This is a genomic window from Streptomyces sp. NPDC038213, assembly GCF_055600495.1.
This window is the reverse complement of sequence record NZ_JBVJYM010000002.1, coordinates 477,251-502,655: the sequence shown is the minus strand read 5'-3', so window position 1 is coordinate 502,655 and position 25,405 is coordinate 477,251. Positions and strand designations below refer to the sequence as shown.

The 25,405-nt window shown below is 74.0% G+C and carries 20 protein-coding genes and 1 pseudogene; 4 read left to right on the top strand and 17 right to left on the bottom strand.

The annotated features are described in order from the left end of the window. Nucleotides 1-123 precede the first annotated feature (123 nt). From ACZ7JZ_RS04975 to rsmH, 16 genes are all read right to left on the bottom strand, one after another. On the bottom strand, nt 124-1,317 hold the full coding sequence (locus ACZ7JZ_RS04975; RefSeq protein WP_470933238.1) for a DivIVA domain-containing protein: 1,194 nt from the start codon (nt 1,315-1,317) through the stop codon (nt 124-126). Between the two features lie 70 nt (nt 1,318-1,387). Next, the gene (locus tag ACZ7JZ_RS04970) at nt 1,388-1,678 is read right to left on the bottom strand and encodes a YggT family protein (RefSeq protein ID WP_366478412.1); all 291 of its coding nucleotides are present in this window, start codon (nt 1,676-1,678) and stop codon (nt 1,388-1,390) included. A 73-nt stretch (nt 1,679-1,751) separates the two neighbouring features. Next, complete coding sequence (locus tag ACZ7JZ_RS04965; RefSeq protein WP_470933236.1) at nt 1,752-2,360, bottom strand: cell division protein SepF; 609 nt, start codon at nt 2,358-2,360, stop codon at nt 1,752-1,754. Nucleotides 2,361-2,508: 148 nt separating this feature from the next. Continuing rightward, complete coding sequence (locus ACZ7JZ_RS04960; protein ID WP_470933234.1) at nt 2,509-3,231, bottom strand: YggS family pyridoxal phosphate-dependent enzyme; 723 nt, start codon at nt 3,229-3,231, stop codon at nt 2,509-2,511. Beyond that, nucleotides 3,228-3,965, bottom strand: a complete 738-nt coding sequence (pgeF, locus tag ACZ7JZ_RS04955; RefSeq protein ID WP_470933232.1) for a peptidoglycan editing factor PgeF — start codon at nt 3,963-3,965, stop codon at nt 3,228-3,230. Before pgeF ends, ACZ7JZ_RS04960 begins: the two co-directional genes overlap by 4 nt. Beyond that, entirely contained in the window at nt 3,962-5,182 is a 1,221-nt protein-coding gene (gene ftsZ, locus ACZ7JZ_RS04950) for a cell division protein FtsZ (protein WP_470933230.1), read from the bottom strand. Before ftsZ ends, pgeF begins: the two co-directional genes overlap by 4 nt. Before the next feature lie 291 nt (nt 5,183-5,473). Next, a complete protein-coding gene (locus tag ACZ7JZ_RS04945) occupies nt 5,474-6,319 on the bottom strand; it encodes a cell division protein FtsQ/DivIB (RefSeq protein ID WP_470933228.1) in 846 nt (281 codons plus the stop codon). Between the two features lie 41 nt (nt 6,320-6,360). After that, on the bottom strand, nt 6,361-7,455 hold the full coding sequence (gene murG, locus ACZ7JZ_RS04940; protein ID WP_470933226.1) for an undecaprenyldiphospho-muramoylpentapeptide beta-N-acetylglucosaminyltransferase: 1,095 nt from the start codon (nt 7,453-7,455) through the stop codon (nt 6,361-6,363). A 6-nt stretch (nt 7,456-7,461) separates the two neighbouring features. Further along, entirely contained in the window at nt 7,462-8,844 is a 1,383-nt protein-coding gene (ftsW, locus tag ACZ7JZ_RS04935; RefSeq protein ID WP_470933224.1) for a putative lipid II flippase FtsW, read from the bottom strand. Nucleotides 8,845-8,897: 53 nt separating this feature from the next. Continuing rightward, nucleotides 8,898-10,358, bottom strand: a complete 1,461-nt coding sequence (gene murD / locus ACZ7JZ_RS04930; protein WP_470933222.1) for a UDP-N-acetylmuramoyl-L-alanine--D-glutamate ligase — start codon at nt 10,356-10,358, stop codon at nt 8,898-8,900. Further along, nucleotides 10,340-11,410, bottom strand: a complete 1,071-nt coding sequence (mraY, locus tag ACZ7JZ_RS04925) for a phospho-N-acetylmuramoyl-pentapeptide-transferase (RefSeq protein WP_470933220.1) — start codon at nt 11,408-11,410, stop codon at nt 10,340-10,342. The genes murD and mraY overlap by 19 nt, the downstream gene beginning before the upstream one ends. After that, nucleotides 11,407-12,825, bottom strand: coding sequence for a UDP-N-acetylmuramoyl-tripeptide--D-alanyl-D-alanine ligase (locus ACZ7JZ_RS04920; protein ID WP_470933218.1), 1,419 nt, complete (start codon nt 12,823-12,825; stop codon nt 11,407-11,409). The genes mraY and ACZ7JZ_RS04920 overlap by 4 nt, the downstream gene beginning before the upstream one ends. Further along, complete coding sequence (locus ACZ7JZ_RS04915; RefSeq protein WP_470933216.1) at nt 12,822-14,546, bottom strand: UDP-N-acetylmuramoyl-L-alanyl-D-glutamate--2,6-diaminopimelate ligase; 1,725 nt, start codon at nt 14,544-14,546, stop codon at nt 12,822-12,824. The genes ACZ7JZ_RS04920 and ACZ7JZ_RS04915 overlap by 4 nt, the downstream gene beginning before the upstream one ends. A 9-nt stretch (nt 14,547-14,555) precedes the next feature. Continuing rightward, nucleotides 14,556-16,526, bottom strand: coding sequence for a peptidoglycan D,D-transpeptidase FtsI family protein (locus ACZ7JZ_RS04910; RefSeq protein ID WP_470933214.1), 1,971 nt, complete (start codon nt 16,524-16,526; stop codon nt 14,556-14,558). A gap of 81 nt (nt 16,527-16,607) precedes the next feature. Then, the gene (ftsL, locus tag ACZ7JZ_RS04905; RefSeq protein WP_470933212.1) at nt 16,608-17,360 is read right to left on the bottom strand and encodes a cell division protein FtsL; all 753 of its coding nucleotides are present in this window, start codon (nt 17,358-17,360) and stop codon (nt 16,608-16,610) included. Nucleotides 17,361-17,394: 34 nt separating this feature from the next. After that, nucleotides 17,395-18,351 (bottom strand): 16S rRNA (cytosine(1402)-N(4))-methyltransferase RsmH, encoded by a 957-nt coding sequence (gene rsmH, locus ACZ7JZ_RS04900; RefSeq protein ID WP_470933211.1) that lies wholly within the window; start codon nt 18,349-18,351, stop codon nt 17,395-17,397. Nucleotides 18,352-18,704: 353 nt separating this feature from the next. Here rsmH and ACZ7JZ_RS04895 point away from each other — a divergent pair. The 4 genes and pseudogenes from ACZ7JZ_RS04895 to ACZ7JZ_RS04880 all read left to right on the top strand — a co-directional run. Then, a pseudogene (locus tag ACZ7JZ_RS04895) lies at nt 18,705-18,821 on the top strand (carbonic anhydrase); the annotation flags it as partial. 192 nt (nt 18,822-19,013) lie between these two features. Then, on the top strand, nt 19,014-20,042 hold the full coding sequence (locus ACZ7JZ_RS04890; RefSeq protein ID WP_470933209.1) for an AAA family ATPase: 1,029 nt from the start codon (nt 19,014-19,016) through the stop codon (nt 20,040-20,042). After that, nucleotides 20,042-21,487: a DUF58 domain-containing protein gene (locus ACZ7JZ_RS04885; RefSeq protein ID WP_470933207.1), complete on the top strand. Its 1,446-nt coding sequence runs from the start codon at nt 20,042-20,044 to the stop codon at nt 21,485-21,487. Before ACZ7JZ_RS04890 ends, ACZ7JZ_RS04885 begins: the two co-directional genes overlap by 1 nt. Further along, nucleotides 21,484-23,895, top strand: a complete 2,412-nt coding sequence (locus tag ACZ7JZ_RS04880) for a transglutaminase TgpA family protein (protein WP_470933205.1) — start codon at nt 21,484-21,486, stop codon at nt 23,893-23,895. The genes ACZ7JZ_RS04885 and ACZ7JZ_RS04880 overlap by 4 nt, the downstream gene beginning before the upstream one ends. Nucleotides 23,896-24,749: 854 nt before the next feature. Here the strand turns inward: ACZ7JZ_RS04880 and ACZ7JZ_RS04875 are convergent. After that, nucleotides 24,750-25,397: a TetR/AcrR family transcriptional regulator gene (locus tag ACZ7JZ_RS04875; protein ID WP_470933203.1), complete on the bottom strand. Its 648-nt coding sequence runs from the start codon at nt 25,395-25,397 to the stop codon at nt 24,750-24,752. Nucleotides 25,398-25,405 lie beyond the last annotated feature (8 nt).

Genomic DNA, 25,405 nt, shown 5'->3' with positions numbered 1-25,405 from the left:
ACAGGCGGCCCCGCGCAGCGGCTGCCGGCACCCGGGGACGGGAACGGGCCGGGCCCGGGTTCCAGAGGGAACCCGGGCCCGGCCCGTAACGGTGCGACTGCCGACGCGAGGACGGCGGCGGCCCTAGTTGTCGTCCTCGTCGATGAGGAAGCCCCGCATCGGCGACGGCGCCTGCTGCATCGGCTGCGGCGCAGCCGGCCGCACCGGAGCCATCGGCTGCGTCATCGCCGGAGACATCTGCTGCTGACCGCCGTACGACGGTCCGGCCGGCATGGGAGCCGGCGGGCTCATCGGCGCGGGCGCGCCCATGGAGTGCCCCATGGATCCGGCGGGGGCCATCGACGGGGCCGAGGCGGGCGGCAGCGAGGCCGTCGCCGGGGTCCGCGGCGGCGCGAGCGAGTCGTCGGCCTGGGTCTCCAGCTGGCGCAGCTGGCTCTCCAGGTACGACTTCAGACGCGTGCGGTACTCGCGCTCGAAGCCCCGCAGGTCCTCGACCTTGCGCTCCAGCGTGGCGCGGGCGGACTCCAGGGAGCCCATCGCGACGCGGTGCTTCTCCTGCGCGTCCCGCTCCAGCGCGTCGGCCTTGGCGCGGGCGTCCCGCTCCAGGCCCTCGGCGCGCGACCGGGCCTCGCCGACGATCTTGTTGGCCTCGGAGCGGGCCTCCGCGATCGCCTGGTCGGCGGTCTGCTGCGCGAGCGACAGGACGCGGGCGGCGCTGTCGCCGCCGGGGCCCTGGCCGGCCTGCGGCAGCTGCGGCGGCTGGTGCTGCATCTGCTGCTGCATCGGGGGCTGCTGCATCTGCTGCTGCATCTGCTGCTGCATCGGCTGGCCCATGGGGCCGCCCATCGGGTTCGGACCGCCCATGGGGTTCTGGCCGCCCATGCTGTGCTGCATGGGGCCGCCCATGGGGCCGGGGCCCATCGGACCGGGGCCCTGCGGGCCGTGTCCGCCGGGGCCGGGCGGGAGCTGCGGGGCTCCGCCCGGAAGCTGGGGGGGACCGCCCTGCAGCTGCGGCGGGCCCATCTGCGGGGGCTGCTGCTGGACCGGCGGGCCGGATATGGCGGCGGGCACGGGGGCGCCGGGACCGCGCTGGTCCTGGGGCTCCGGCTTGCGCATGGCGGCCTGCTGCTGGTTCTGCGCGGCGGCACGCGTGGCCGCGGCCAGCTTGGCGCGCAGGTCCTCGTTCTCGCGGAGCAGGCGCGTCAGTTCGGACTCGACCTCGTCGAGGAAGGCATCGACCTCGTCCTCGTCATAGCCTTCTCGGAGGCGGACGGTCGTGAACTGCTTGTTCCGCACGTCCTCGGGGGTCAGCGGCATGTCTTCTTCACCTCTACGTAGTCGTCGGCAGTCGGCAAGACCGTATCGTCCGCGGTCATCTCGATCTCGGTCATCTGGCGAAGCCGCTCACGACGGAGATCAGGATGTAGACGATGATCATCAGAACGAAGAAGGACAGGTCGAGTGCCACGCCCCCGAGACGCAACGGCGGGATGAACCGCCGGAGGAGCTTGAGCGGTGGATCGGTGACAGTGTAAGTGGCCTCCAGAACGACCACCATCGCCTTGCCGGGTTCCCATGAACGTGCGAACTGGAAGACGTAGTCCATCACCAGTCGGAAGATCAGCACGATGAGGAAGCACATCAGAGCGATGTAGACCACCTGCAGTGCAACGCCCATCCCCGTGCTTCCCTCTCCCCTTGCTCATGCTGCCCGGCCGGGTCCGGCCGGGCCGTTCTTTCTCGTTCCGGGTCTAGCTCTGGTTGAAGAACCCGCCCTCTGCAATACGGGCCTTGTCCTCCGCCGTGACATCGACGTTAGCAGGAGACAGCAGGAACACCTTCTGGGTCACGCGTTCAATGCTGCCGTGCAGGCCGAAGACGAGACCGGCCGCAAAGTCGACAAGTCGCTTCGCGTCGATGTCGTCCATCTCCGTGAGATTCATGATCACCGGGGTGCCCTCACGGAAGTGTTCCCCGATGGTACGGGCCTCGTTGTAGGTCCGGGGGTGCAGAGTCGTGATGCGGTACGGCTCCCGCTCGGAGACGACCTTGGGCATGATCACGGGGGCGTTCTTCTCCAGGCTCGGTCGTTCAGGTGTGATGGATGCCACGGGGGCGATTCGCGCCGGACGCCCGTTTTCTACCGGCAGCGACACGGGTTCGCGGGGGGCCGGCGGCTGTACGGCTCGTACCGGTTCGTCCTGTTGTACGGGCTGATGCGGGGGCTGGTGCCGCCTGCGGTCCCGCTCCGGTTCGGGCTCGGGCTCGAACTCGTCGTCGGGGTCGAACCCCGGGCCGTCGTACCCATCGTCCTCCACGAGGCCGAGGTAGACCGCCATCTTGCGCATCGCGCCGGCCATGCTCTGAGTCCTCCGCTCTGTGGTGGATCGTCTGGCGCCCAGGCCACCGTGTCACCAAGGGTGCCAAGTGTCCGCGATCCACGTGGTCCGCCCGCATATCAGTGGGATTGACCATATTTTCTGCTGTGGTCCGACTTGTTTGGCGACGTTACCCGAGCCGGGGTCGGTCTCCGAGTACCGCAGTACCGACGCGTACGTGTGTCGCCCCGGCCGCAACGGCCTGTTCCAGATCACCGCTCATCCCCGCCGAGACCATCGTGGCAGTCGGATGAGCAGTGCGCAGGCGGGATGACAATTCCACCAACCGCTCGAACGCCGCCTGTTCGCGTCCCGCGTACGGGCCCGAGAGCGGGGCCACCGTCATGAGCCCGCCGAGCCGCAGCCCCGGGGCCTCCGCCACGAGCTGCGCCAGCTCCCCGATCTGGTCGGGGGCAGCGCCGCCGCGCTCGCCGCGGGTGCCCGACCCGGCGTCGAGCGCCACCTGCAGGAGGCAGCCGAGCTCCCGGCCGGCCTTCTCCGCCGCCGCCGAGAGGGCGGTGACGAGCCTCGGGCGGTCGACGGACTGCACGAGATGCGCATATCCGGCCACGGAGCGGACCTTGTTGGTCTGCAACTGGCCGACGAAGTGCCAGGTCAGCGGCAGATCCTCGCAGGCCGCGGCCTTGGGGGCGGCGTCCTGGTCCCTGTTCTCCGCCACATGGCGGACCCCCAGGTCCGCCAGGATCCGTACGTCGCTCGCGGGGTAGGTCTTGGTGACGACGATGAGCGTCACCTCCCCGCGGTCCCGGCCTGCCGCGGCGCAGGCGGCGGAGATGCGCTCCTCCACCCGTGCCAGGTTGGCGGCGAGCTGTGCCTTGCGGTCCGTCGTCATCTCTTTGCGTCCAACCAGACATATCCGGCGAGCCGTCCGGTCACCCGGTCGCGGCGGTACGAGAAGTGGTCCCGGGACTCCAGGGTGCAGACCGGGGAGCGGCCGAGGTCGGTCACCCCGAGGTCGGCGAGCTGGGCGTGCACTCCGGCGACCACGTCGACCGCGGGGGTTCCCCAGCTGGTCTCGGCGTAGGCGGCGGGTACGGACGCGGCGACCTCGTCCCGCATCCCGGCGGGGACCTCGTAGCAGCGCCCGCAGACGGCGGGGCCGGTACGGGCGATGATCCGCGCGGGGTCCGCGCCGAGCGCGACCATCGCCCCGACGGCGGCCGGGACCACTCCGGCGAGGAGTCCGGGGCGCCCGGCGTGGGCGGCGGCGGCCACTCCGGCGACGGGGTCGGCCAGCAGGACCGGGGTGCAGTCCGCGGTGAGGACGGCGAGCGGAAGTCCGCGGCGGGCGGTGGCCACGGCGTCGACGGCGGCGGCCGGCCGGTCCCCCCAGGGGCCTTCGACCACGGCCACGTCCCGGCCGTGCACCTGGTTCATCCACACGACCCGGTCGGGGTCGATGCCCAGCTGCCGGGCGGCGCGCCCGCGGTTGGCGGTCACGGCGGCGGGGTCGTCGCCCACGGCGCCGCCGAGGTTGAGCTCCTCGTACGGAACGGCGCTCACCCCGCCCCACCTGTCGGTGAAGGCGAAGTGCGCGCCGCTCGCGGTGTGCTGCTCGTCTATCACTTCAAGAAGTCCGGGACATCCAGCTCTTCGGCGGGGCTGTCCTGGTAGGGACGGGCCGTCGGGACCTGGGGGGTCGAGACGGCCGGGGCCGGAGCCGGGGCCTCCGCCACCGGGGCGGCCTCGGCCGGGGCCGGGGCCTCCTCGCGCGGGGTGACCGAGCCGAGCCCGCCGAAGGCCGGGCGCGGGGGCTCGGGGGTCCGGGCGGGGGCCGGGGGCTCCTCGCGCTTGGTGGACGCGGCGCCGATGACGTTGTCCCGGCGGGCCGGGGGCTGTCCGCCGTCGAAGCCGGCGGCGATGACCGTCACCCGGACCTCGTCGCCGAGGGCGTCGTCGATGACGGCGCCGAAGATGATGTTCGCCTCCGGGTGGGCGGCCTCGCTGACCAGCTGGGCGGCCTCGTTGATCTCGAACAGGCCGAGGTCGGAGCCGCCGGAGATGGAGAGGAGCACGCCGCGGGCACCGTCGATGGACGCCTCGAGGAGCGGCGAGGAGATCGCCATCTCGGCGGCGGCCACCGCGCGGTCGTCGCCGCGGGCGGAGCCGATGCCCATGAGGGCCGAGCCGGCCTCGGACATCACGGACTTGACGTCGGCGAAGTCGAGGTTGATCAGACCGGGGGTGGTGATGAGGTCGGTGATGCCCTGGACGCCGGAGAGCAGGACCTGGTCGGCCGACTTGAAGGCGTCGAGCACGGAGACCTGGCGGTCCGAGATCGACAGCAGCCGGTCGTTGGGGATGACGATGAGGGTGTCGACCTCTTCGCGCAGGGCGGCGATGCCGTCCTCCGCCTGGTTCGCCCGGCGGCGGCCCTCGAAGGTGAAGGGGCGGGTGACCACGCCGATCGTCAGGGCTCCCAGCGAGCGGGCGATGTTGGCGACGACGGGGGCGCCGCCGGTGCCGGTGCCGCCGCCCTCGCCGGCGGTGACGAAGACCATGTCGGCCCCCTTGAGGACCTCCTCGATCTCCTCGCGGTGGTCCTCTGCCGCCTTGCGCCCCACATCCGGGTTGGCGCCGGCGCCGAGGCCGCGGGTGAGTTCGCGGCCGACGTCGAGCTTGACGTCGGCGTCGCTCATCAACAGCGCCTGTGCGTCCGTGTTGATGGCGATGAACTCGACGCCCTTGAGACCGACCTCGATCATTCGGTTGATGGCATTGACACCACCGCCGCCGACACCGATGACCTTGATGACTGCGAGGTAGTTCTGCGGTGCTGCCACGTCGAAGGCCTCTCGCCTCGAGTTACGTGTCGCCGCTCCGCGGGCCTGCGGGGCGACGACTGATGCCGAATTGGGGGGCGGCTCGACCACGTCCGGTTGCCGCCGACCCGAACCCTAACCCTGAAGTTTAGGGTTAACTGGGTGTCTGTTCCTTGGACTCTTCCGAACAGGACACTAAGTCGACAAGCCGCGCGCGTTCAACGAACACGCCGAACCTCCCGTTTTTCTTTTCACCCTATGTGATCACCCGTATCGCTGGCCAACCAGGGTGCGTTCCTGTTGGATCCCGCGTCAACTCCCGCTCGCCGCAGGGGCGCTGGGGGCGCTCACATCGAAGCGCGAAGCGGTCGGTGCGGCCTTCATCAGAGACCTCAGCGCCCGGCCCTTCGCCTCACCGTCATCGGGGCTTCCCCAGACGACCGTACGACCCTTGGTCAACTCCAGTACCACGCTGTCGTACGAGCGCACCCGCACCACCCGGGTGTCCGCGGCCACCGCCGCGGGGAGCCGGTCCGCCACGGTCACCGCCTCGTGCAGCAGCCGCTGTTCGTCGAAGCGGCGCAGGCTGGGCGAGTTCCGCGCCTCCAGGCGGAGTTCGGGCACGCCGGCGGGGGCGCGGTCCACCGTGGCGAATCGCACACCCTTCGCGTCCACTTCCACGTACTGCGCCCCCTTGCGCAGCAGAAGGACGGGTTTGCGCTCCGTGACCTTCAGTCCGATGCCGTGCGGCCAGGCGCGGACGACGTCCACGGTCTCGATCCGCGGGAGCGCGCCGCGCAGCCGCCGCTCGATCTCGTCGGTGTCCACGCCCGCCATGGGGGCGCCGAGCGGCACGGCGGCGGCCGAGCGGACCTGCGCCTCCGTCAGCACGGCCGTGCCCGAGACCCCGACCTTCTCGACGCGCAGCCAGGAGGAGCCGTACAGGGCCCAGGCACCGCCGCCCGCGAGGACGGCCGCGGCGGCGAGTCCCGCCAGCAGGACGGCCTTGCGCCCGAGCGGCCGGCGGCCCTGCGCCCCGGGTCCGCCCGGCCCTCCCGGACCGCGCCCGGAGCCGGCCGGTCCCGGTGCCCCGGGCGGCCTGGGGGGCTCGGCCCCCGGCTTGGTTCCGCCGCGCCGTGCGGTCGTCGGTCCGGCCACTGCTGTCGCCTCCTGCGTCCGTGCTTGCCGCGAACCAGGCGTCAGCGGCCTGCGTGTGCGGCGATCGCCTCGTACACCATGCCGACGAGGAGCTCGTCGGCATCCCGGCGGCCGAACTCGGCGGCGGCGCGGGACATCTCGTACAGCCGGTGCGGATCGGCGAGCACGGGGACGATCCGGCTCTGGACCCACTCCGGCGTGAGCTCCGCGTCGTCGACGAGCATCCCGCCGCCGGCCTTGACCACCGGCTGGGCGTTGAGCCGCTGTTCGCCGTTGCCGACCGGCAGCGGTACGTAGGCGGCGGGGAGCCCGACGGCGGAGAGTTCGGCGACGGTCATGGCGCCCGCGCGGCAGAGCATCATGTCGGCCGCGGCGTACGCGAGATCCATCCGGTCCACGTACGGTACCGGGACGTAGGGCGGCATCCCGGGCATGTGGTCGACACGCGGCAGTTCGTTCTTCGGGCCGACGGCGTGCAGGATCTGGATCCCGGAGCGCTGGAGGGCCGGGGCGATCTGCTGGACGGTCTCGTTGAGGCGGCGGGCGCCCTGGGAGCCGCCGGAGACCAGCAGGGTCGGCAGGTTGGGGTCGAGGCCGAAGGCGGCGCGGGCCTCGGCGCGGACCGCGGCCCGGTCGAGGGTGGCGATGCTGCGGCGCAGCGGGATGCCGACGTAGCGGGCGCCGCGGAGCTTGCTGTCCGGGGTGGACACGGCCACGGCGGCGGCGTAGCGGGAGCCGATCTTGTTGGCCAGTCCGGGGCGGGCGTTGGCCTCGTGGACGATGATCGGCACGCCGAGCCGCTTGGCCGCGAGGTAGCCGGGCAGGGCCACGTACCCGCCGAAGCCGACCACGCAGTCGGCCTTGGTGCGGGTGAGGATCTCCTCGGCGGCCTTGATGGTGCCGCGCAGCCGTCCGGGGACGGTGATCAGCTCGGGGGTGGGCTTGCGCGGCAGCGGTACGGCGGGGATCAGCCCCAGGTCGTAGCCGCGTTCGGGGACGAGGCGGGTCTCGAGTCCGCGCTCCGTGCCGAGGGCCGTGATGCCCACGGCCGGGTCCTGCCTGCGCAGGGCGTCCGCAAGGGCGAGCGCCGGCTCGATGTGGCCGGCGGTCCCCCCACCGGCGAGTACGACATGCACCGAAATTCACCGCTCTCCGGACGGACGCTTCTTGACGCGCCGTCTCATCGACTTCCATCCCGGCCCGGTCCGCTTACGGCCGTTGCGCGGCTGCCGCATCGCGAGGGCGGCGCGGGCGGTCGGCTCGTCGCGCGCGAACGCGATGAGCAGTCCGACCGCGAACATCGTCGGCAGCAGGGCGGAGCCCCCGTAGGAGAACAGCGGGAGCGGGACCCCTGCGATCGGCAGCAGACCGAGGACCGCACCGATGTTGATCACGGCCTGGGCCATGATCCAGGTGGTCACTCCTCCCGCGGCGTACCTGACGAAGGCGTCCTCCGTGCGTCCCGCCACGCGGATACCCGCATAGCCTAGGGCCGCGAACAGGGCGAGGACCGACAGCGTCCCCGCGAGCCCCAGTTCCTCACCGGTGATGGCGAAGATGAAATCCGTGTGGGCTTCGGGCAGTTGGCCCCATTTTTCCACACTGGCGCCGAGGCCGGAACCGAACCATCCGCCGGAGGCGAGGGCGAAGATCCCGTGGACCGCCTGGTAGCAGTCCCCCTCGGGGCCGAGGTTGGTGGCGCCGATGCAGGCGAGCCGCTCCATGCGGTGCGGACTGGTCTTGATGAGGACGGCGACGAGTACGGCGGCCAGGGCGAGGACCCCGACGAACAGCCGGGTGGGCGCGCCCGCGACCCACAGCAGCCCGAAGAGGATGGCCGTCAGGACGATGGCGGTGCCCATGTCCCCGCCGAGCATGATCAGTCCGAGCAGCAGGAAGGCCACCGGGACCAGGGGCACCAGCAGGTGCTTCCACTGGCCGAGCAGCTGCCGGTCGCCCTTGCGGGCCAGCAGGTCGGCGCCCCACAGGATCAGGGCGAGCTTGCCGAACTCGCTGGGCTGGAGCATGAAGGGGCCGCCGAGCGAGATCCAGTTCTGGTTGCCGTTGATCGAGACCCCTATCCCGGGGACCTGGACCAGCGCCATGAGGAACACGGTTCCGGCGAGGGCCGGATAGGCCAGCGCCCGGTGGAGCTTGACCGGCATCCGGGAGGCGAGCAGCAGCAGCCCGGTGCCCAGGAGGGCGGCGAGGAACTGCTTCTGGAAGAAGAACGAGGCGGACAGTCCCAGTTGCAACGCCTTGATCATCGATGCGGAGTACACCATGATCAGGCCGAGCACCGTGATCAGCAGCCCGCTGCCGAAGATCAGGTAATACGCCGTGAGCGGCCGGTCCCAGGTCCGCTTCAACTGCCCGTGCGTACGCCGGATCCGCTCCAGGGGACCGCGTCCGCCGGAGCGCGGCGGCCGGGGCCGCCGGGACCCCGGGGATCCCGGCAGACGCCGGCGCACCGGTGCCTTCGGTACGGACGGCCGCCGCCCTGAGCCCACCGCCAGGCGCTGCATGTCTGTTCCCCTCCACTCGGACGAGCAGCCGGCCGGACAGACCCCGTCCGCGCCTAGGTGCTGCTCTCGGCGGCCAGTTCGCGTACGGCCTCGGCGAACGCCTCGCCCCGCTTGTTGTAGTTCGCGAACATGTCCATCGAGGCACAGGCCGGGGCCAGCAGGACCGTGTCGCCGGGCTCCGCGAGCCGGGCCGCTTCCCGGACCGCCGCACGCATCGCCCCAGTGTCGGTCCGGTCGAGCTCGACCACCGGGACCTGGGGGGCGTGTCGCGCCAGCGCGTCGCGGATCAGCGCCCGGTCGGCGCCGATGAGGACGGCCGCCCGCAGCTGCTTCGCGGACCGGCTGACGAGCTCGTCGAACTCCGCGCCCTTGGCGAGCCCGCCGGCGATCCACACCACCGGCTCGTAGGCGGCCAGGGAGGCTTCCGCGGCATGGGTGTTGGTGGCCTTGGAGTCGTCCACGTACGCGACCCCGGACACGTCCGCGACGTGCGCGATGCGGTGCGCGTCCGGCCGGAAGCTGCGCAGTCCGTCGCGGACGGCGCGCGGCGGGACCCCGAAGGCGCGGGCGAGGGCCGCGGCGGCGAGGGCGTTGGCGATGTTGTGCGGGGCGGGCGGGTTGACGTCCGCGACCTCGGCGAGCTCCTGCGCGTTCTTCTGCCGGTTCTGCACGAAGGCCCGGTCCACGAGGATGCCGTCGACCACGCCGAGCATGGAGGGGCCGGGGGCGCCGAGGGTGAAGCCGATGGCGCGGCAGCCCTCCTCGACGTCGGCCTCCTCGACGAGGTGCTCGGTGGCCTTGTCGGCGGCGTTGTAGACGCAGGCGACCGTGTTGCCCTCGTAGATGCGGCCCTTGTCGGCGGCGTACGCCTCCATGGAGCCGTGCCAGTCGAGGTGGTCGGGGGCCAGGTTGAGCACGGCCGCCGAGTGGGCGCGCAGGCTGGGGGCCCAGTGCAGCTGGTAGCTGGAGAGCTCCACGGCCAGGACGTCGAGGTCCTGGTACTCGGGGTCGGCGGCGAGGACCACGTCCACGATCGGGGTGCCGATGTTGCCGACGGCGGCGGTCCGCAGGCCGGCGGCCCGCAGGATCGAGGCCAGCATCTGCGTGGTGGTGGTCTTGCCGTTCGTACCGGTGACCGCGAGCCACGGCGGGCTGTCCGGCCCGCGCAGCAGCCAGGCGACCTCCACGTCCCCGACCACGTCCGTGCCCGCGGCCGCGGCGGCCTCGAACAGCGGGCTGTCGGGCTTCCATCCGGGCGAGGTGACGACCAGGTCCGTGCCCCCGGGCAGGGTCTCGGCGTCGCCGAGGCGTACGGAGACCCCGTGCCCGGCGAGTTCGGCGGCGCGGGCGCGCAGCGCCTCGCTGTCGCCGCCGTCGACCACGGTCACGCGGGCGCCGAGGCCGGCCAGGGCGCGGGCGGCGCTGACGCCGCTCACGCCGAGGCCGGCGACGGTGATGTTCATGCCCTGCCAGGTGCGGCCGGGGGCGGGGGAGGTCACTTGTCGGCTGCCCATCCTGCGTAGAAGAGGCCGAGGCCCACGATCACGCACATGCCCTGGATGATCCAGAAGCGGACCACGACAAGGACCTCGGACCACCCCTTGAGTTCGAAGTGGTGCTGGAGCGGGGCCATCCGGAAGACGCGCTTGCCGGTGAGGCGGAAGGAGCCGACCTGGATCACCACGGACATGGTGATGAGGACGAACAGGCCGCCGAGGAGCGCGAGGAGCAGTTCGGTGCGCGAGCAGATGGCGAGGCCCGCGAGGGCGCCGCCGAGCGCGAGCGAACCGGTGTCGCCCATGAAGATCTTCGCGGGCGAGGTGTTCCACCACAGGAAGCCGAAGCAGGCTCCCATCAGGGCGGAGGCGACGACTGCGAGGTCGAGCGGGTCGCGGACCTCGAAGCAGGCGGCCGGGTTGGTGAGGGTCTCCGCGTTGACGCAGGACTCCTGGTACTGCCAGACGCCGATGAAGGTGTACGCGCCGAAGACCATCACGGAGGCGCCGGTGGCGAGGCCGTCGAGGCCGTCGGTCAGGTTCACGCCGTTCGACATCGCGAGGATCATGAACAGCGCCCAGACGACGAACAGCACCGGGCCGATCTGCCAGCCGAAGTCGGAGACCCAGGACAGCTTGGTGGAGGCCGGGGCCAGTCCGCGGGAGTCCTTGAACTGGAGGGCGAGTACGGCGAAGGCCACGCCGACGATCAGCTGGCCGGCCATCTTGGCCTTGGCCCGCAGGCCCAGCGAGCGCTGCTTGACGATCTTGATGTAGTCGTCGAGGAAGCCCACCAGGCCCATGCCGGCCATCAGGAAGAGCACGAGCAGGCCGGAGTACGTCGGCTCGCTGCCCGTGATCAGCTTCGTCAGGCCGTACGCGGCGAGCGTGGCCAGGATGAAGGAGATGCCGCCCATGGTGGGCGTGCCCTTCTTCCCCGCGTGGCCGCGGGGGCCGTCGTCGCGGATGAACTGGCCGTAGCCCTTGCGGGCCAGCAGCTTGATGAGCAGCGGCGTGCCGACGATGGTCAGGAACATGCCGATGACACCGGCGAACAGGATCTGCCTCATCGCCCGGCGACCTCGCCCTCGAGCAGCGCCTGCGCGACCCGCTCCAGACCGATGGACCTGGAAGCCTTCACCAGCACGACGTCACCCGGGCGCAGTTCACTGCGCAACAGGTCGACCGCCGCCTGCGCGTCGGACACGAGCACGGACTCCTCACCCCACGAACCCTCGTTATATGCGCCCAGTTGCAGCCAGGAGGCTTCCCTGCCCCCGACCGCGACGAGCTTGCTCACGTTGAGCCGGACGACAAGCCGTCCGACCGCGTCGTGTTCGGCGAGCGAATCGTCCCCGAGCTCGGCCATGGGACCGAGCACCGCCCATGTGCGCCCCCCCTGCGCCCGGGAGGCGCCGCCCATGGCGACCAGCGCACGCAGCGCTGCCCGCATGGACTCGGGGTTCGCGTTATAGGCGTCGTTGACGACCGTCACGCCGTCCGCGCGCTCGGTGACCTCCATGCGCCAGCGGGAGAGCGTGCCCGCTTCGGAGAGCGCACGGGCGGTCTCCTGGACGGACATGCCCAGCACATGGGCGACGGCGGCCGCGGCGAGCGCGTTCGACACGTGGTGCTCACCGTACAGCCGCAAGGTCACCGCGCTGCACCCGGTGGGTGTGTGAAGCGTGAAGGAAGGCTGTCCCGCTGCCGTCAGGCGCACGTCCTCGGCGCGCACTTCGGCGTCCGGGGCCTCTCCGAAGAGCACCGTGCGGGCCTTCGTACGGGAGCTCATGGCGCGGACGAGCGGGTCGTCGGCGTTGAGCACGGCCACCCCGCCCTCCGCCTCGGCGGGCAGGGCCTCGACCAGCTCGCCCTTGGCCTGCGCGATGGCCTCGCGGCCGCCGAACTCGCCGATGTGGGCGGTGCCGACGTTGAGGACCACGCCGATGCGGGGCGGGGTCAGCCCGGTGAGGTAGCGGATGTGGCCGATGCCGCGGGCGCCCATCTCCAGGACGAGGTGGCGGGTTTCCGCCGTCGCCTGGAGGGCGGTGAGGGGCAGGCCGATCTCGTTGTTGAGGGAGCCGGGGGTGTAGACCGTGGGCGCGTGGTGCTGGAGCACCTGGGCGATCAGGTCCTTGGTGGAGGTCTTCCCGGCGGATCCGGTCAGGGCCACGACGTCGGTGCCCAGCCGGGCGACGACGGCGCGGGCGAGGGCGCCGAGGGCGGCCTCGACGTCCGGGACGACCACGGCGGGCACGCCGACCGGCCGGGCGGCCAGGACGGCGGCGGCGCCGGCGGCCACGGCCCGCTCCGCGTAGTCGTGGCCGTCCACGTGCTCGCCGTCGAACGCGGCGAACAGGCTTCCGGCCCCGACCTTGCGGGAGTCGATGACGACGGGGCCGGTGATCCGTACGGACGGATCCGGTATGTCGTGCGCCAGCCCGCCGGTGATGTCGGCGATCTCGGCGAGGGAGAGGGCGATCACTGGGTCACCTCGGCCTGTCGGACCTGCTCCTGCTGCTGCTCGATGGCGGCGCGCAGGACCAGGCGGTCGTCGAAGGGGCGGACCGTTCCGGCGGTCTCCTGGCCCTGCTCGTGGCCCTTTCCGGCCACGAGGACGGTGTCCCCGGGGCGGGCGCGGGCCACCGCCGCGGCGATGGCGGCGGCCCGGTCGGGCTCCACGAGGACGTGCCCGCGCTCGGCGGCGGGCACGGAGACCGCCCCGTCGAGCATCGCCGCGAGGATCGCGAGGGGGTCCTCGGAGCGGGGGTTGTCGGAGGTCAGGACGGCCGTGTCGGCGAGCCGGGCCGCGGCGGCGCCCATCGGGGCGCGCTTGGTGGTGTCGCGGTCGCCGCCGCAGCCGATCACGATGTGGAGGCTGCCCCCGGTGACGGTGCGCAGGGCGCGCAGCACCGAGTCGACGGCGTCGGTCTTGTGGGCGTAGTCCACGACGGCCAGGTACGGCTGGCCCGCGTCCACCTTCTCCAGCCGGCCGGGCACGCCGGGGACGGCGGCGACGCCGTCGGCGGCGGTCTGCGGGTCGATCCCGGCGGTGGCGAGGGTGACCACGGCGGCCACGGTGTTGGCCACGTTGAACGGGCCGGGCAGCGGGGCGGTCGCGCTGATCCGCTCGCCCGCCGGGCCGAGGAGGGTGAAGGTGGAGTCGACGGGTCCGCTGGCCACGTCCTCGGCCCGCCAGTCGGCGGCGGGGTCGCCGTCGGCGGAGAAGGTCACGACGGGGACGCCGGCCTCCTTGGCGAGGCGGCGGCCGTACTCGTCGTCGATGTTCACGACGCCGACCCGGCTGCGGCGCGGGGTGAACAGCTGCGCCTTGGCCTGGAAGTAGTCCTCCATGCCCGAGTGGAACTCCATGTGCTCCGGGCTGAGGTTGTTGAAGACGGCCACGTCGAAGACGCAGCCGTCGACCCGGCCGAGGACCAGGGCGTGGCTGGAGACCTCCATGGCGACCGCGTCCACGCCGCGCTCGGCCATGACGGCGAAGAGGGCCTGGAGGTCGGTGGCCTCGGGGGTGGTGCGCTCGGACTTGATGCGCTCGTCGCCGATGCGCATCTCGACGGTGCCGACGAGTCCGGTGGTGTGCCCGGCCGCGCGGAGCCCGCCCTCGACCAGGTAGGCCGTGGTGGTCTTGCCGGAGGTGCCGGTGATGCCGATCTGGAGGAGTCCGGTGCCCGGGTCCCCGTAGACCTGGGCGGCGAGTTCGCCCATGCGGCCGCGGGGGTCCGCGGCGACGAGGACCGGCAGTCCGGTGGCGGCGGCCCGGTCGGCGCCCGCGGGGTCCGTCAGGACGGCGGCGGCGCCGAGCCCGGCGGCCTGCGCGGCGAAGTCCGCGCCGTGCATCCGGGCTCCGGCGAGGGCCACGTACAGGTCCCCGGGGCGGACCGCGCGGGAGTCGTGGGTGATGCCGGTGACCGGGGCGGCGGCGGGGTCCGCGGCGCCTTCCGGGCCCGAGGCCCCCGCCGGGGCGCGGAGCTCCGCTCCCGCGCGCGCGGCCAGTTCCCCCAGCGGGGTCGGGCGCGGCGTCGCGGGCCTCGGTGCTCCCGGCGGCGCTGCCGGGGCGTCGTTCTGGGCGGTTCTGGGCTGATCAGCGTGGGGCACGGCGGTGAGCGTACCGGGCGCACCGGGCCCGCCGGGAATCGAGGGGCCCGGGCCGTGCCGGTTCCCGGGGTCCTGGGTGATCGTCGTCACTGTGGTGCCTTACGGGGTGAAGGTGACCGGCAGGCCGGCGGGCGGGGTGCCGCTGGGGGCGACGCGGAGGGTCTTGAGGGCGAACTCCATGACCTTCTTGTAGATGGGGCCGCAGATCTGGCCGCCGAAGTAGCTGCCCTTGGTGGGGTTCTGGATGGCGCAGTAGACGGTGACGCGGGGGTCGTCGGCCGGGGCGAAGCCGGCGAAGGAGGCGGTGTAGCCCTTGTAGCGGCCGGTGGCCGGATCCACCCGGTTGGAGGTTCCGGTCTTGCCGCCGACCCGGTAGCCGGGGATGCGGGCCTTGGTGCCCGTACCCTCCTGGTCGTCGACGACCGATTCGAGCATCTGCGCGAGGGTCTTGGCGGTGGCCTCGCTGACGACGCGGGTCTTGTGGGGGGCGGTGGCGGGGGTGAAGCGGCCGTCGGGCCCCTTGGTGCCGCGGACCAGCGTGGGCTCGATGCGGACGCCGCCGTTGGCGACGGTCGAGTACACGGAGGCGGCCTGTACGGCGTTCACGGACAGGCCCTGGCCGAAGGGGATCGTGTACTGCTGGGAGGTGGACCAGTCGCGGGGCTTGGCGAGCAGGCCGCGGGACTCGCCGGGGTAGTCGAGGCCGGTGGGCTGCCCGATGCCGAATTTGGTCAGGTACGAGTACAGGACGTCGTTGGCGTCGGACTGGGTCTTGCCGAGCTGCCCGGTGGCGAGGATCGTGCCGATGTTGCTGGACTTGGCGAGGACCCCGTTGAGGGTCAGGTACCAGGTCGGGTGGTCGATGTCGTCCTTGAAGAGGCGGTCGCCGCGGTGCAGCCGGTTGGGGACCGTGACCCGGGTGAGGGGGTGGGCGGTCTTCTCCTCCAGTACGGCGGCCATGGAGATGACCTTGGCGGTGGAGCCGGGCTCGTAGACGTCCTGGAGCGCCGCGTTGCCCATGGCGGCGGAGCGGGCGCGGGTGAGGTCGTTGGGGTCGAAGCCGGGGGCGTTGGCCATGGCGAGGATCTCGCCGGTGCGGGTGTCCTGGACGACGACGTAGCCGCGGTCGGCGGCGGAGGTGCGCACCTGCTCGCTGATGGCGTTCTGGGCGGCCCACTGGATGTCGCGGTCGATGGTCAGCTCGATGTCCGAGCCGGGTACGGCGGGCTTCTCGCGGGAGCCCGCGGTGGGCACGCGGCGGCCGCCGGCCTGGGCGTAGCGCAGTTCGCCGTCCTGGCCCGCGAGCTTCTCGTCGAGGGCGGACTCCAGGCCTCCGGCGCCCTTGCCCTCGGAGTTGACGTATCCGATTATCCCGGCGGCCAGGGTGCCGTTGGGGTAGATCCGCTTGCTGCTGGGCTCCTGGAAGACGCCGGCGAGGACGTTGGCGCCTGGCCCGTTGCCCCGCTTGTCGGCCTGGGCCTTGTCGGCGAAGGCCTTCTTGAGGTCCTTGATCTGGTTCCAGACCTGCGGGGTCTGGCGGCGGGCCAGGACCACGTACTTGGTGTGGGGGGTCTTCAGGCGGGCGGTGAGCCCGGCGGCGTCCTTGCCGAGGATGGGGGCGAGGAGGGCGGCGGCCTGCTCGGGGGCGTCGGGGGCCTTGCTCTCCTTCGGCGTGAACATCGTCGGGTCGGCGGTGATGTCGTACGCGTCGACGCTGGTGGCCAGGGCGATGCCGGAGCGGTCGGTGATCCGGCCGCGCTCGGCGGCCAGGACGTGCTTCGCGTACCGGTTCTTCTCGGCCTGAGCGGAGAACTCCGAGGCGTCGACGGCCTGCACCTGGAGCAGCCGGACCACGAAGGCCAGCATGACCAGGGTCAGGCCGAGTCCGACCAGGCGCAGCCGGGGCCTGGGGCTGCCCAGCCGGATGCCGGCGCCGCCGCGGGGGGCGGGCCGGGGGCGGCGGGCCGCGGGCCGGGCGGCCGGGCGGGCGGCGGGGCGGCTGCGGGCCTCGCCGCGGGGGCGGCCGGGGCCGGGGACCGGGCGGCGGCGCGGGGGCTCCTGGGGGCTCACGGGGCCTCCCGGTGGCCGCCGGGCCGGTTCGGGGCGGGGCTGAGCCCCGCGCGGCGGGAGGGATCGGGGGCGGTCACGGCGTCACCTGCCGGGGTTCGGGATGGGTTTCGCGTCGGGGCCGGAGGGGAGTCCGGGGGAAGTGCCGGTGCTGCCGGCGGCGCCGGCGGCGGGGTCCCGGGCGGGGTCGCCGCCGGGCTCCCGGCGGGCGGGGTCCTGCTGTCCGTACGGCTCGTCCTGTACGGCGGCCGGGTCGGGGGCGTCCTGCGCGCCGGCCCGGGGGGCCTGCTGCGGGGCGGACTGCGCGTCCTGCTGCGGGGCGGCCGGCCCGTCCTGCGGGGAGCCCTGCTGCGGGCCCGCGGCGCCGGGGTCGGCAGCCGGGGCGGCGGGGCCGCCGGAGGGGGTCCGGGCGGCGGGGGCCGCGGGCGCGGTGGCGGGCTGCGGGAGGGCGGCGGGCGGGGCCGCGGCGGTGCTCGGCACCCCGTGGACCTTGCCGTCGGGGCCGAGGAAGACCGGGCTGCCGCCGGGTACGAGGCCCAGTTCGCGGGCACGGCGCTCCAGGGCGTCGGGGGCCGAGTAGGCGTCGACGTCCCGCTGGAGGGCCTGCTGCTCGTCGGTGAGGGAGGTGGTCTCCTTCTTCAGCCTGCTGAGCTGGAACGAGCCCTCGTTGAGCGCGGAGTTCAGGAGCAGCAGGGTGATGAGGCCGCCGGCCAGGAGCACGACGACCAGCAGGACGAAGGGGGTCCGGGCGGCCCCCGGCGGGCCCGCGGGCCCGATCCTCAGGACTCCCCCGAGCCGCCCCGCGCGCCCGCGCGGGGCCGTGGCCCCCTTGCTCACCGTGCCTCCAGGTACCCCGGTCGTCGAGCGGCGCTCACAGTTCCTCCTCGCGGATCCGCTCGACCCCGCGCAGCCGGGCGGGGGCGGCGCGCCGGTTCTCGGCGACCTCCTCCTCCGTCGGCAGCTCGGCCCCGCGGGTGAGCAGTTTCAGCTTGGGCTGGTACTTCTCGGGCACGACCGGCAGGCCGGGCGGCGCGGTGCTGGTGGCGCCGGCCGCGAACACCTGCTTGACCAGCCGGTCCTCCAGCGAGTGGTACGACAGGACGGCGATCCGGCCGCCCACGGCGAGGGCCGCGACCGCGGCGGGGACGGCCCGCTCCAGTACGGACAGCTCGCCGTTGACCTCGATGCGCAGGGCCTGGAAGGTGCGCTTGGCGGGGTTGCCGCCGGTGCGCTTGGCGGCCTGCGGGAGCGCGTCGCGGATCAGCTCGACGAGCCGGGCGCTGTTGCTGAAGGGCTCCTTCTCGCGCTCGCGCACGATCGCGGAGACGATCCGCTTGGCCTGCTTCTCCTCGCCGTACGCGCGCAGGATGCGCACGAGCTCGCCGGGCGGGTAGGTGTTGAGCACCTCGGCGGCGCTGGTGCCGGTGGTCTGGTCCATGCGCATGTCGAGCGGGGCGTCCTGGGCGTACGCGAAGCCGCGGTCGGCCTCGTCGAGCTGCATGGAGGAGACGCCGAGGTCGAAGAGGACCCCGTGGACCCGGGGGATGCCGAGCCGGGCGAGGACCTCGGGGAGCTCGTCGTACACCGCGTGGACCAGGGTGGCGCGGTCCCCGAAGGGGGCGAGGCGCTCGCCGGACAGCCGCAGGGCCTCCTTGTCCCGGTCGAGGGCGACCAGCCGCGCCTCGGGGAAGCGGGTCAGGAGGGCCTCGCTGTGGCCGCCGAGGCCGAGGGTGCAGTCGACGACGACGGCGCCGGGCCCTTCCAGTGCGGGGGCCAACATGTCCAGGCACCGCTGGAGCATCACCGGGACATGCCGAGTCTCGCTCATGCGCCCTCTCAGACAGTGGCGCGACCTGCGATACGCGCCGCGCACGCGGGAAGTTGTCGGGGCCGGGGTACGGGGCGGGCCCGTGGCCGCGGCCGGTTCGCGCCACTTTAGTCCACGGGTCGGCGCGGTCAACGATCCGGCCCGCGTGCCGTGCGGGCCGCTCGCGGTGATCGGGCGAACCCCGCGGATCACCCGGCCGGCCCCGTGCACCCACCCTTGTGGGGTAGCTCACACCGGTGTCCGGGCACCCCCTTTGCCCGGCCCCGCACCTGCCCGGCCCGACGGTGAGCACGACCGTCCGGGTCCGACACGGTCCGGTCGCTCACGACCAGCCGGGGTGCCCCGGGCACCCGCGCCGTCCCGTACAGCGGGTGCGGGCCTCCCCCCTCCTGCGCCAGGGTCAGGACGTGCGAGGCTTCGTCTTCGACGCGGCCGCCGGGCTGCTGCGGGAGATCGATCCCGCCCCGTGAGTGACACAAGGGCGTCCTGCCGTCAAGAATGCGGTGTGGCGCCCTCCCGGGAGGATCTCCGATCCCGCCCGGCCGGCGCGCCGCGTTCCTGAGGTTCCGGGGGTCCCTGCCCCCGCAGCCTCCTGTGTTTTCGGGGTGGGCCGGTCAAGCGCGAGCGGGCGTCGGCCCAGTGAAAGGGCCGAGGAGGGCCGGGTGACGACCTATGACGATCGAGCGAGCCTCGCTGATCTGACCACCACTGCCGACCGGGTGCGCCGGTCGGTGGAGAGCGTGATCGAGGGCAAGCCCGAGGTCGTTCGGCTCGCGCTGACCGTGCTGCTCGCCGAGGGCCACCTCCTCATCGAGGACGTGCCCGGCGTCGGCAAGACCATGCTGGCCAAGACCCTGGCGAAGTCCATCGACTGCTCGGTGCAGCGGATCCAGTTCACTCCGGACCTGCTGCCCTCGGACATCACGGGCGTGAGCGTCTACGACCAGGCGCGCGGGGAGTTCGAGTTCAAGCCGGGCGCGGTCTTCGCCCAGATCGTGATCGGCGACGAGATCAACCGCGCCTCGCCGAAGACCCAGTCCGCCCTCCTGGAGTCCATGGAGGAGCGCCAGGTCACCACGGACGGCAAGACCTACGAGCTGCCCAGCCCCTTCATGGTGGTGGCCACGCAGAACCCGGTCGAGATGGAGGGCACGTACCCCCTCCCCGAGGCCCAGCGCGACCGCTTCATGGTCCGGGTGTCGGTGGGCTACCCCAGCCCCGAGGCCGAGCTCCAGATGCTCGACGTGCACGGCGGGCTCTCCCCGCTCGACGGCCTCGCGCCCGTCGCGCACGCCCACGACATCGTCAAGCTGATCGACGCGGTCCGCGAGGTGTACGTGGCCGAGCCCGTCCGGCGCTACGTCGTCGACCTGGTCTCCGCCACCCGCTCGCACCCCGACCTGCGCCTCGGCGCCTCCCCCCGGGCCACCCTGCACCTGCTGCGCGCGGTCAAGGCCTCCGCGGCCCTGGCCGGCCGGGACTACGTCCTGCCCGACGACGTCCAGGCCCTGGCCGCCCCGGTGCTCGCGCACCGGCTGCTGCCCACCGCGCAGGCCCAGCTCAACCGCCGCACCGCCGAGCAGGTCGTCGCCGAGATCCTGCAGCGCACGCCGGTCCCGACCGCGGGCGCCCGGGGCATCGGCGCCCCGGCCGGGCACGGCGAGCGCGCGCCGGGCGTCCGGGGGTTCTGATGGCTGCCGGGGTGCGCCCCGCGGCCGCCGACCGCGACGCCGGGGAGCGCACCGGTCTGCGGACGGCCCTGTCGGGGCTGACCACCCGCGGCCGCTCCTTCCTGGCCGCGGGGGCCGCGGCGGCCGTCTGCGCGTACGTGCTCGGGCAGGGCGACCTGCTGCGGGTCGGCGTCCTGCTCGCCGTACTGCCGCTGCTGTGCGCACTGGCCCTGCACCGCACCCGCTACCGGGTCTCCTCCAGCCGGCGGCTGACCCCCGCGCGGGTGCCCGCCGGGGCCGAGGCCCGGGTGCAGCTGCGCATGGACAACGTCTCCCGGCTGCCCACCGGGCTGCTGATGCTCCAGGACCGGGTGCCGTACGTGCTCGGGCCCCGGCCCCGCTTCGTCCTGGACCGGGTCGAGGCGGGCGGCAAGCGCGAGGTCTCGTACCGGGTCCGCTCCGACCTGCGCGGCCGCTACCCGCTGGGCCCGCTCCAGCTGCGGCTCGGCGACCCCTTCGGGATGGTCGAGCTGACCCGCTCCTTCAGCGCCTACGACACCCTCACCGTGGTCCCGCGCACCGAGCCGCTGCCGCCCGTGCGGCTGGCCGGCGAGGCCGGGGGCTACGGCGAGGGCCGCCAGCGCGCCCTCGCACTGGCCGGGGACGACGACGTGATCCCGCGCGAGTACCGCTACGGCGACGACCTGCGCCGGGTCCACTGGCGCTCCACGGCCCGCTACGGCGAGCTGATGGTGCGCCGCGAGGAGCAGCCGCAGCGGGCGAAGGCCACCGTGCTGCTGGACACCCGGCGGGCCGCCTACCGGGGCGCCGGCCCCGACTCGGCCTTCGAGTGGGCCGTGTCCGCGGCCGCCTCCGCGCTGGTGCACCTGCTGGAGCGCGGGTACGCGGTCCGGCTGCTGACCGATACCGGCGACTGCACCGGCGCGGGCGGCGAGGGCGCCGGCGGATTCTCCGCGGGCGGCGCCGAGACGGCCGAGACGGCCGGAATGATCATGGACACCCTCGCCGTGGTCGGGCACTCCGACGGGGCGGGGCTCTCGCGCGCGGCGGACGTGCTGCGCACGGGGCAGGAGGGGCTGCTGATCGCCTTCTTCGGCGATCTCGACGCGTCCCAGGCGGCGCTGCTGGCGAAGGCCCGGCGGCGCAACGGGGCCGCCGTGGCCTTCGTACTGGACTCCGGGACCTGGGCCGCCGCGGCCCCGGACGCGGAGGAACCGGCGCAGGGCGGCGGGCCGGACCGGCTGCGGCAGCTCCAGGAGACGGGCTGGGCCGCCGTGCCCGTACCGCCCGGCGCGGCCTTCGCCGACCTCTGGCGGCAGGCGGCGGGCAGCGCGACCGGCGGCCGCGCGGCGGGCCGCGGCGGGGACCACTACGGCGGGTACGGCCCGGAGACGGGCGCATCGGAAGCATCGGGCGCCGCGGGCGCCCCGGGGGGTTGGGCATGAGCGGCCGGGCGAGACTGACGCTGTTCGCGCTGCTGGCGACCCTGCTGACGGCCTGCTCGATGATGCCGCTGGTGCACCCGGACAGCTGGCTGCTGCGCGCGGGCCTGCTGCTGGGCGTGCAGAGCGGGGTGGGCGCGCTGACCCGGCGGGTCCCGCTGGCCCGCCCGCTGACCGTGCTGTGCCAGCTGCTCGCCTCCCTGCTGCTGATCACCCTGCTGTACGCCGGGGAGCGCGCCCTCGCGGGCGTGCTGCCCGGGCCGGGGGTGCTCGGGGAGCTGGCGGACCAGTACGCGCAGGGCGTCGAGGACGTGGCGCACTACGCCTCCCCGGCCCCGCTGACCGACGGGATCGGCCTGCTGCTGGTCTCCGGCGTGCTGGTCATCGGGCTGCTCGTGGACTTCCTCGCGGTGACCATGCGCACCGCGGCCGCCTCCGGGCTGCCGCTGCTCGCCCTGTACTCGGTCGCCGCGGGCCTGACCGCGGGCGGCGCGCACTGGGTGTACTTCGTGCTGGCGGCCTCCGGGTACCTGTTGCTGCTGCTGGCCGAGAGCCGCGACCGGCTCTCCCAGTGGGGCCGGGTCTTCGGCGGCGCCCCGCGCGGCGGCCGCGGCACCGGCGGCCCCTCGGCCGGTCCCGCCCCGGCCCGCACCGGCGGCCGCCTGGGCGTGGCGGCCCTCGGCATCGCCCTGGCCGTGCCGCTGCTGCTGCCCGCCCTGGAGGGCGGGGCGCTGGGCGGCAGCGGCGGGAGCGGGGGCGGCGGCTTCGGCGGCGGCACCATCTCCGCCGTCAACCCGCTGGTGTCCCTCAAGAGCAACCTGAACCAGCCCGAGAACCGCGAGGTGCTGCGCTACCGCACCGACAGCAGCGAGGTCACGGGCCAGTACCTGCGGATCGTGGCCCTCGACTCCTTCGACGGCACCTCCTGGCGGACCTCCGAGCGGAAGATCACGGACGTCCCGGAGGAGCTCCCGGCACCGGCCGGGCTGAGCACCGGGGTCAAGACCACCGAGGTGCGGACCAGCCTGTCGGCGGCGGGCTGGTACGGGCAGACGTACCTGCCCCTGCCCTATCCGGCAACCCGGGTGGACATCGGCGGGGACTGGCGCTTCGAACCGGAGGGGCGGACCCTCGTCGGCGACCGCAAGCAGGACACGCGCGGGGCGCAGTACACCGTGCGCAGCCTGCTGGTACAGCCGACCGCGAAGCAGCTGGCGGCGGCCCCGCCGGCACCGGAGGCCGTCGTGGCCGAGTACACGGCGCTGCCCGACGACCTGCCGCAGGTGGTGCGGCGCACCGCCCGCGACGTCACCAAGGGCGCGCACACGGACTACGCGCGCGCGGTGGCCCTCCAGAACTGGTTCGCCTCGAAGGGCGGGTTCGCGTACGACACGAGCGTGTCCTCGGGCACCGGCTCGGAGGCCATCGTCCGCTTCCTCCAGGAGAAGCGGGGCTTCTGCGTCCACTTCTCCTTCTCGATGGCCGCGATGGCCCGCGAACTGGGCATCCCGGCGCGGGTCGCCGTGGGCTTCACCCCGGGCACCAAGCAGCCGGACGGCACCATGTCGGTCGGGCTGCGGGACGCGCACGCGTGGCCCGAGCTGTACTTCGAGGGCGTCGGCTGGACCCGCTTCGAGCCCACCCCGACCCGCGGCAGCACCCCCGGCTACACGGTGGCCGAGCCCGCCCCGGGCCGGACCTCGGGCCCCGCACCGGAGCAGTCCGCCGGGCAGCCGAGCGCGGCGGCGCCCGCGCCGTCGGCCTCCGCCGCGTGCACCGCGCAGATGCGGCGGCTGGGCGACTGCGGGCCCACCGCGGGCGCCGGGGCGGCCGCCGCGGACACGGGCACGCCCTGGTGGGCGACGGCGCTGCTGGTACTCGCCGTGACGGCGGCGGCGGTCCTGCTGCTGCTCCTCCCGTACCTGTGGCGGCTCGCCGTCCGCCGAAGGCGCCTGGCCCCGGCGTCCGCGACCGCCTCCGTACACGAGCCGGACCCCTCCCCTGCCGGCTCCCCCTCCGCCCGGCACGTGCTGGCCGTCTGGGAGGAGCTGACGGACGCGGCCTGGGACGTGGGCATCACCCCGGACGAGGCCCTGTCCCCGCGGCGGGCCGCCGAGCGGATCGTCCGGCTGGGCGGCCTGGACACCGGGGCGGCGGAGGCCGTGCACCGGGTGGCCGGGGCGGTCGAGCGGACGCTGTACGCACCGGCGGCTCCGCCGGTGGCCGGCCTGCGGGAGGACGTCCTGCTGGTACGGGCCGCCCTGCTGGCCGCCCTCACCCGCTGGCCCCGCCTGCGGGCGCGGCTGGCGCCGCGCTCGGCGGTCCGCTTCGTCTGGGCCGCCACGGACCGCCGCACCGCCCTGGCCGCAGCCATCACTACCCGCACCCGCACCCTCCTCCACCGAGGCTGACCCCGGCCCACGGGCCTCCGCCCCACACCTGGCGCCTCAAACGCCGACGGGGCGGGTGGCCATCACGCTGGCGGGCTGGCGGGCTGGCGGGCTGGCGGGCTGGCGGGCTGGAGAGTTCACTGCGGGGCACCAGGCGACACGCACACCGTCCCGCCCGCAGCGGCCACATCCAGCCCGCGCGGCGTTTGAGCGCACCGTGCGCGGCAGCGCACGGATCCCGGGCCGCCCCCGGCCCCCCGAAGGGGTTCCCCGGGCGAAGCCCGGGGGCACTGCCGGGGGCCCGGGGCCGAGCCCCGGTTTCGGGAAGGGGCGGGGTGGGGGAATGCCCGCGCAGCGGCACTGCACGGCACGAGACGCCACGGCGGGGCAGGCAAGGGCCCGCGGCTCCGGAGCAGCCCTACGCGGGGGCGCCAGTGCAGCGGGGCCGCGGGGCGGAGCCATTGGACGGGGCCGCCGGTGCGGCGCGACCGCGGGTCGGGGCCGCACCGGCGGGGCAGGGGCCCGGCCCGGCCGGCTGTGCGTCCGGCGGACCGTGCGGCCCCTCCCCCGGCGGCCGGACTGCCCCGGCCGCCGCTCCCCCGCCGGGGATCCCTGTGTCACGGGATCCCCGTTTCCCCCGGCCCGGTCCCCCGGGCCCCGACGGCAGGGCGGCCCGTCCCGCACCGCCGCCCCGTGTCGGCGGTGCGGGACGGGCGCCCCTTTTCCGTTGGCACCACTCTCCCGTCTGCGCGGGCGGGAGCCCATCCGCGTACCTACTCATCTCTGCGTCTAGGTACGGATACTCAGTTCTACGCGCCCGCCCCCGTCCGGCGGCACCGCCGACCGGGGGGTGTCGGCCCGCGGCGGCAGGGGTGTCAGCCCCCGCCGACCCGCCCCCGCAGCAGCAGCGACAGCGCCGAGTGGACGTCGTCCAGGGACCGCTCCCGCTGGAAGGACTGCCAGTCGAGGGCGGCGACGAGCACCATCCCGACCAGCGCCGCCGCGGTGAGCTGTACGTCGATCTCCGGGCTCAGCTCACCCCGCTCGACCCCTTCGCCCAGCACCTTCTCGATCACGGCGACGGCCTGGCCGCGGACGACCATGAGGGTGGACTGCCAGGCGCGGTTGGTGCGCCACAGCTCGGCGACGTACAGCTGCGTGAAGGACGGGTAGGCCGCGATGAACTCCAGCCCGGCCCGGACCATGGCGTCGAGGGCCTCGACCCGGGTGCCGCCGCGGGCCTCCGTGCGCTCGGCGGCGTCCGTGAGGGAGGCCGTCAGCAGGCCCACCCCGTGCCTCAGCAGCTCCTCGAAGAGCTCGGTCTTGCTGGCGAAGTTGTAGTAGACCGTGCCCTTGGCGACCCCGGCCCGCTCGGCGATCTCGTCCACCGTGGTGGCCGAGAACCCCTGTTCGGCGATGAGGGTGACGGCCGCCTCGTAGAGCTTCTGCCGGGTGGCCTGGCGTCGCGTCGTACCGGTGCCGCTGCCGGAGCTGGTGGCGCTTGCGCTGCCGCTGCTTTCCATGGCGCTGA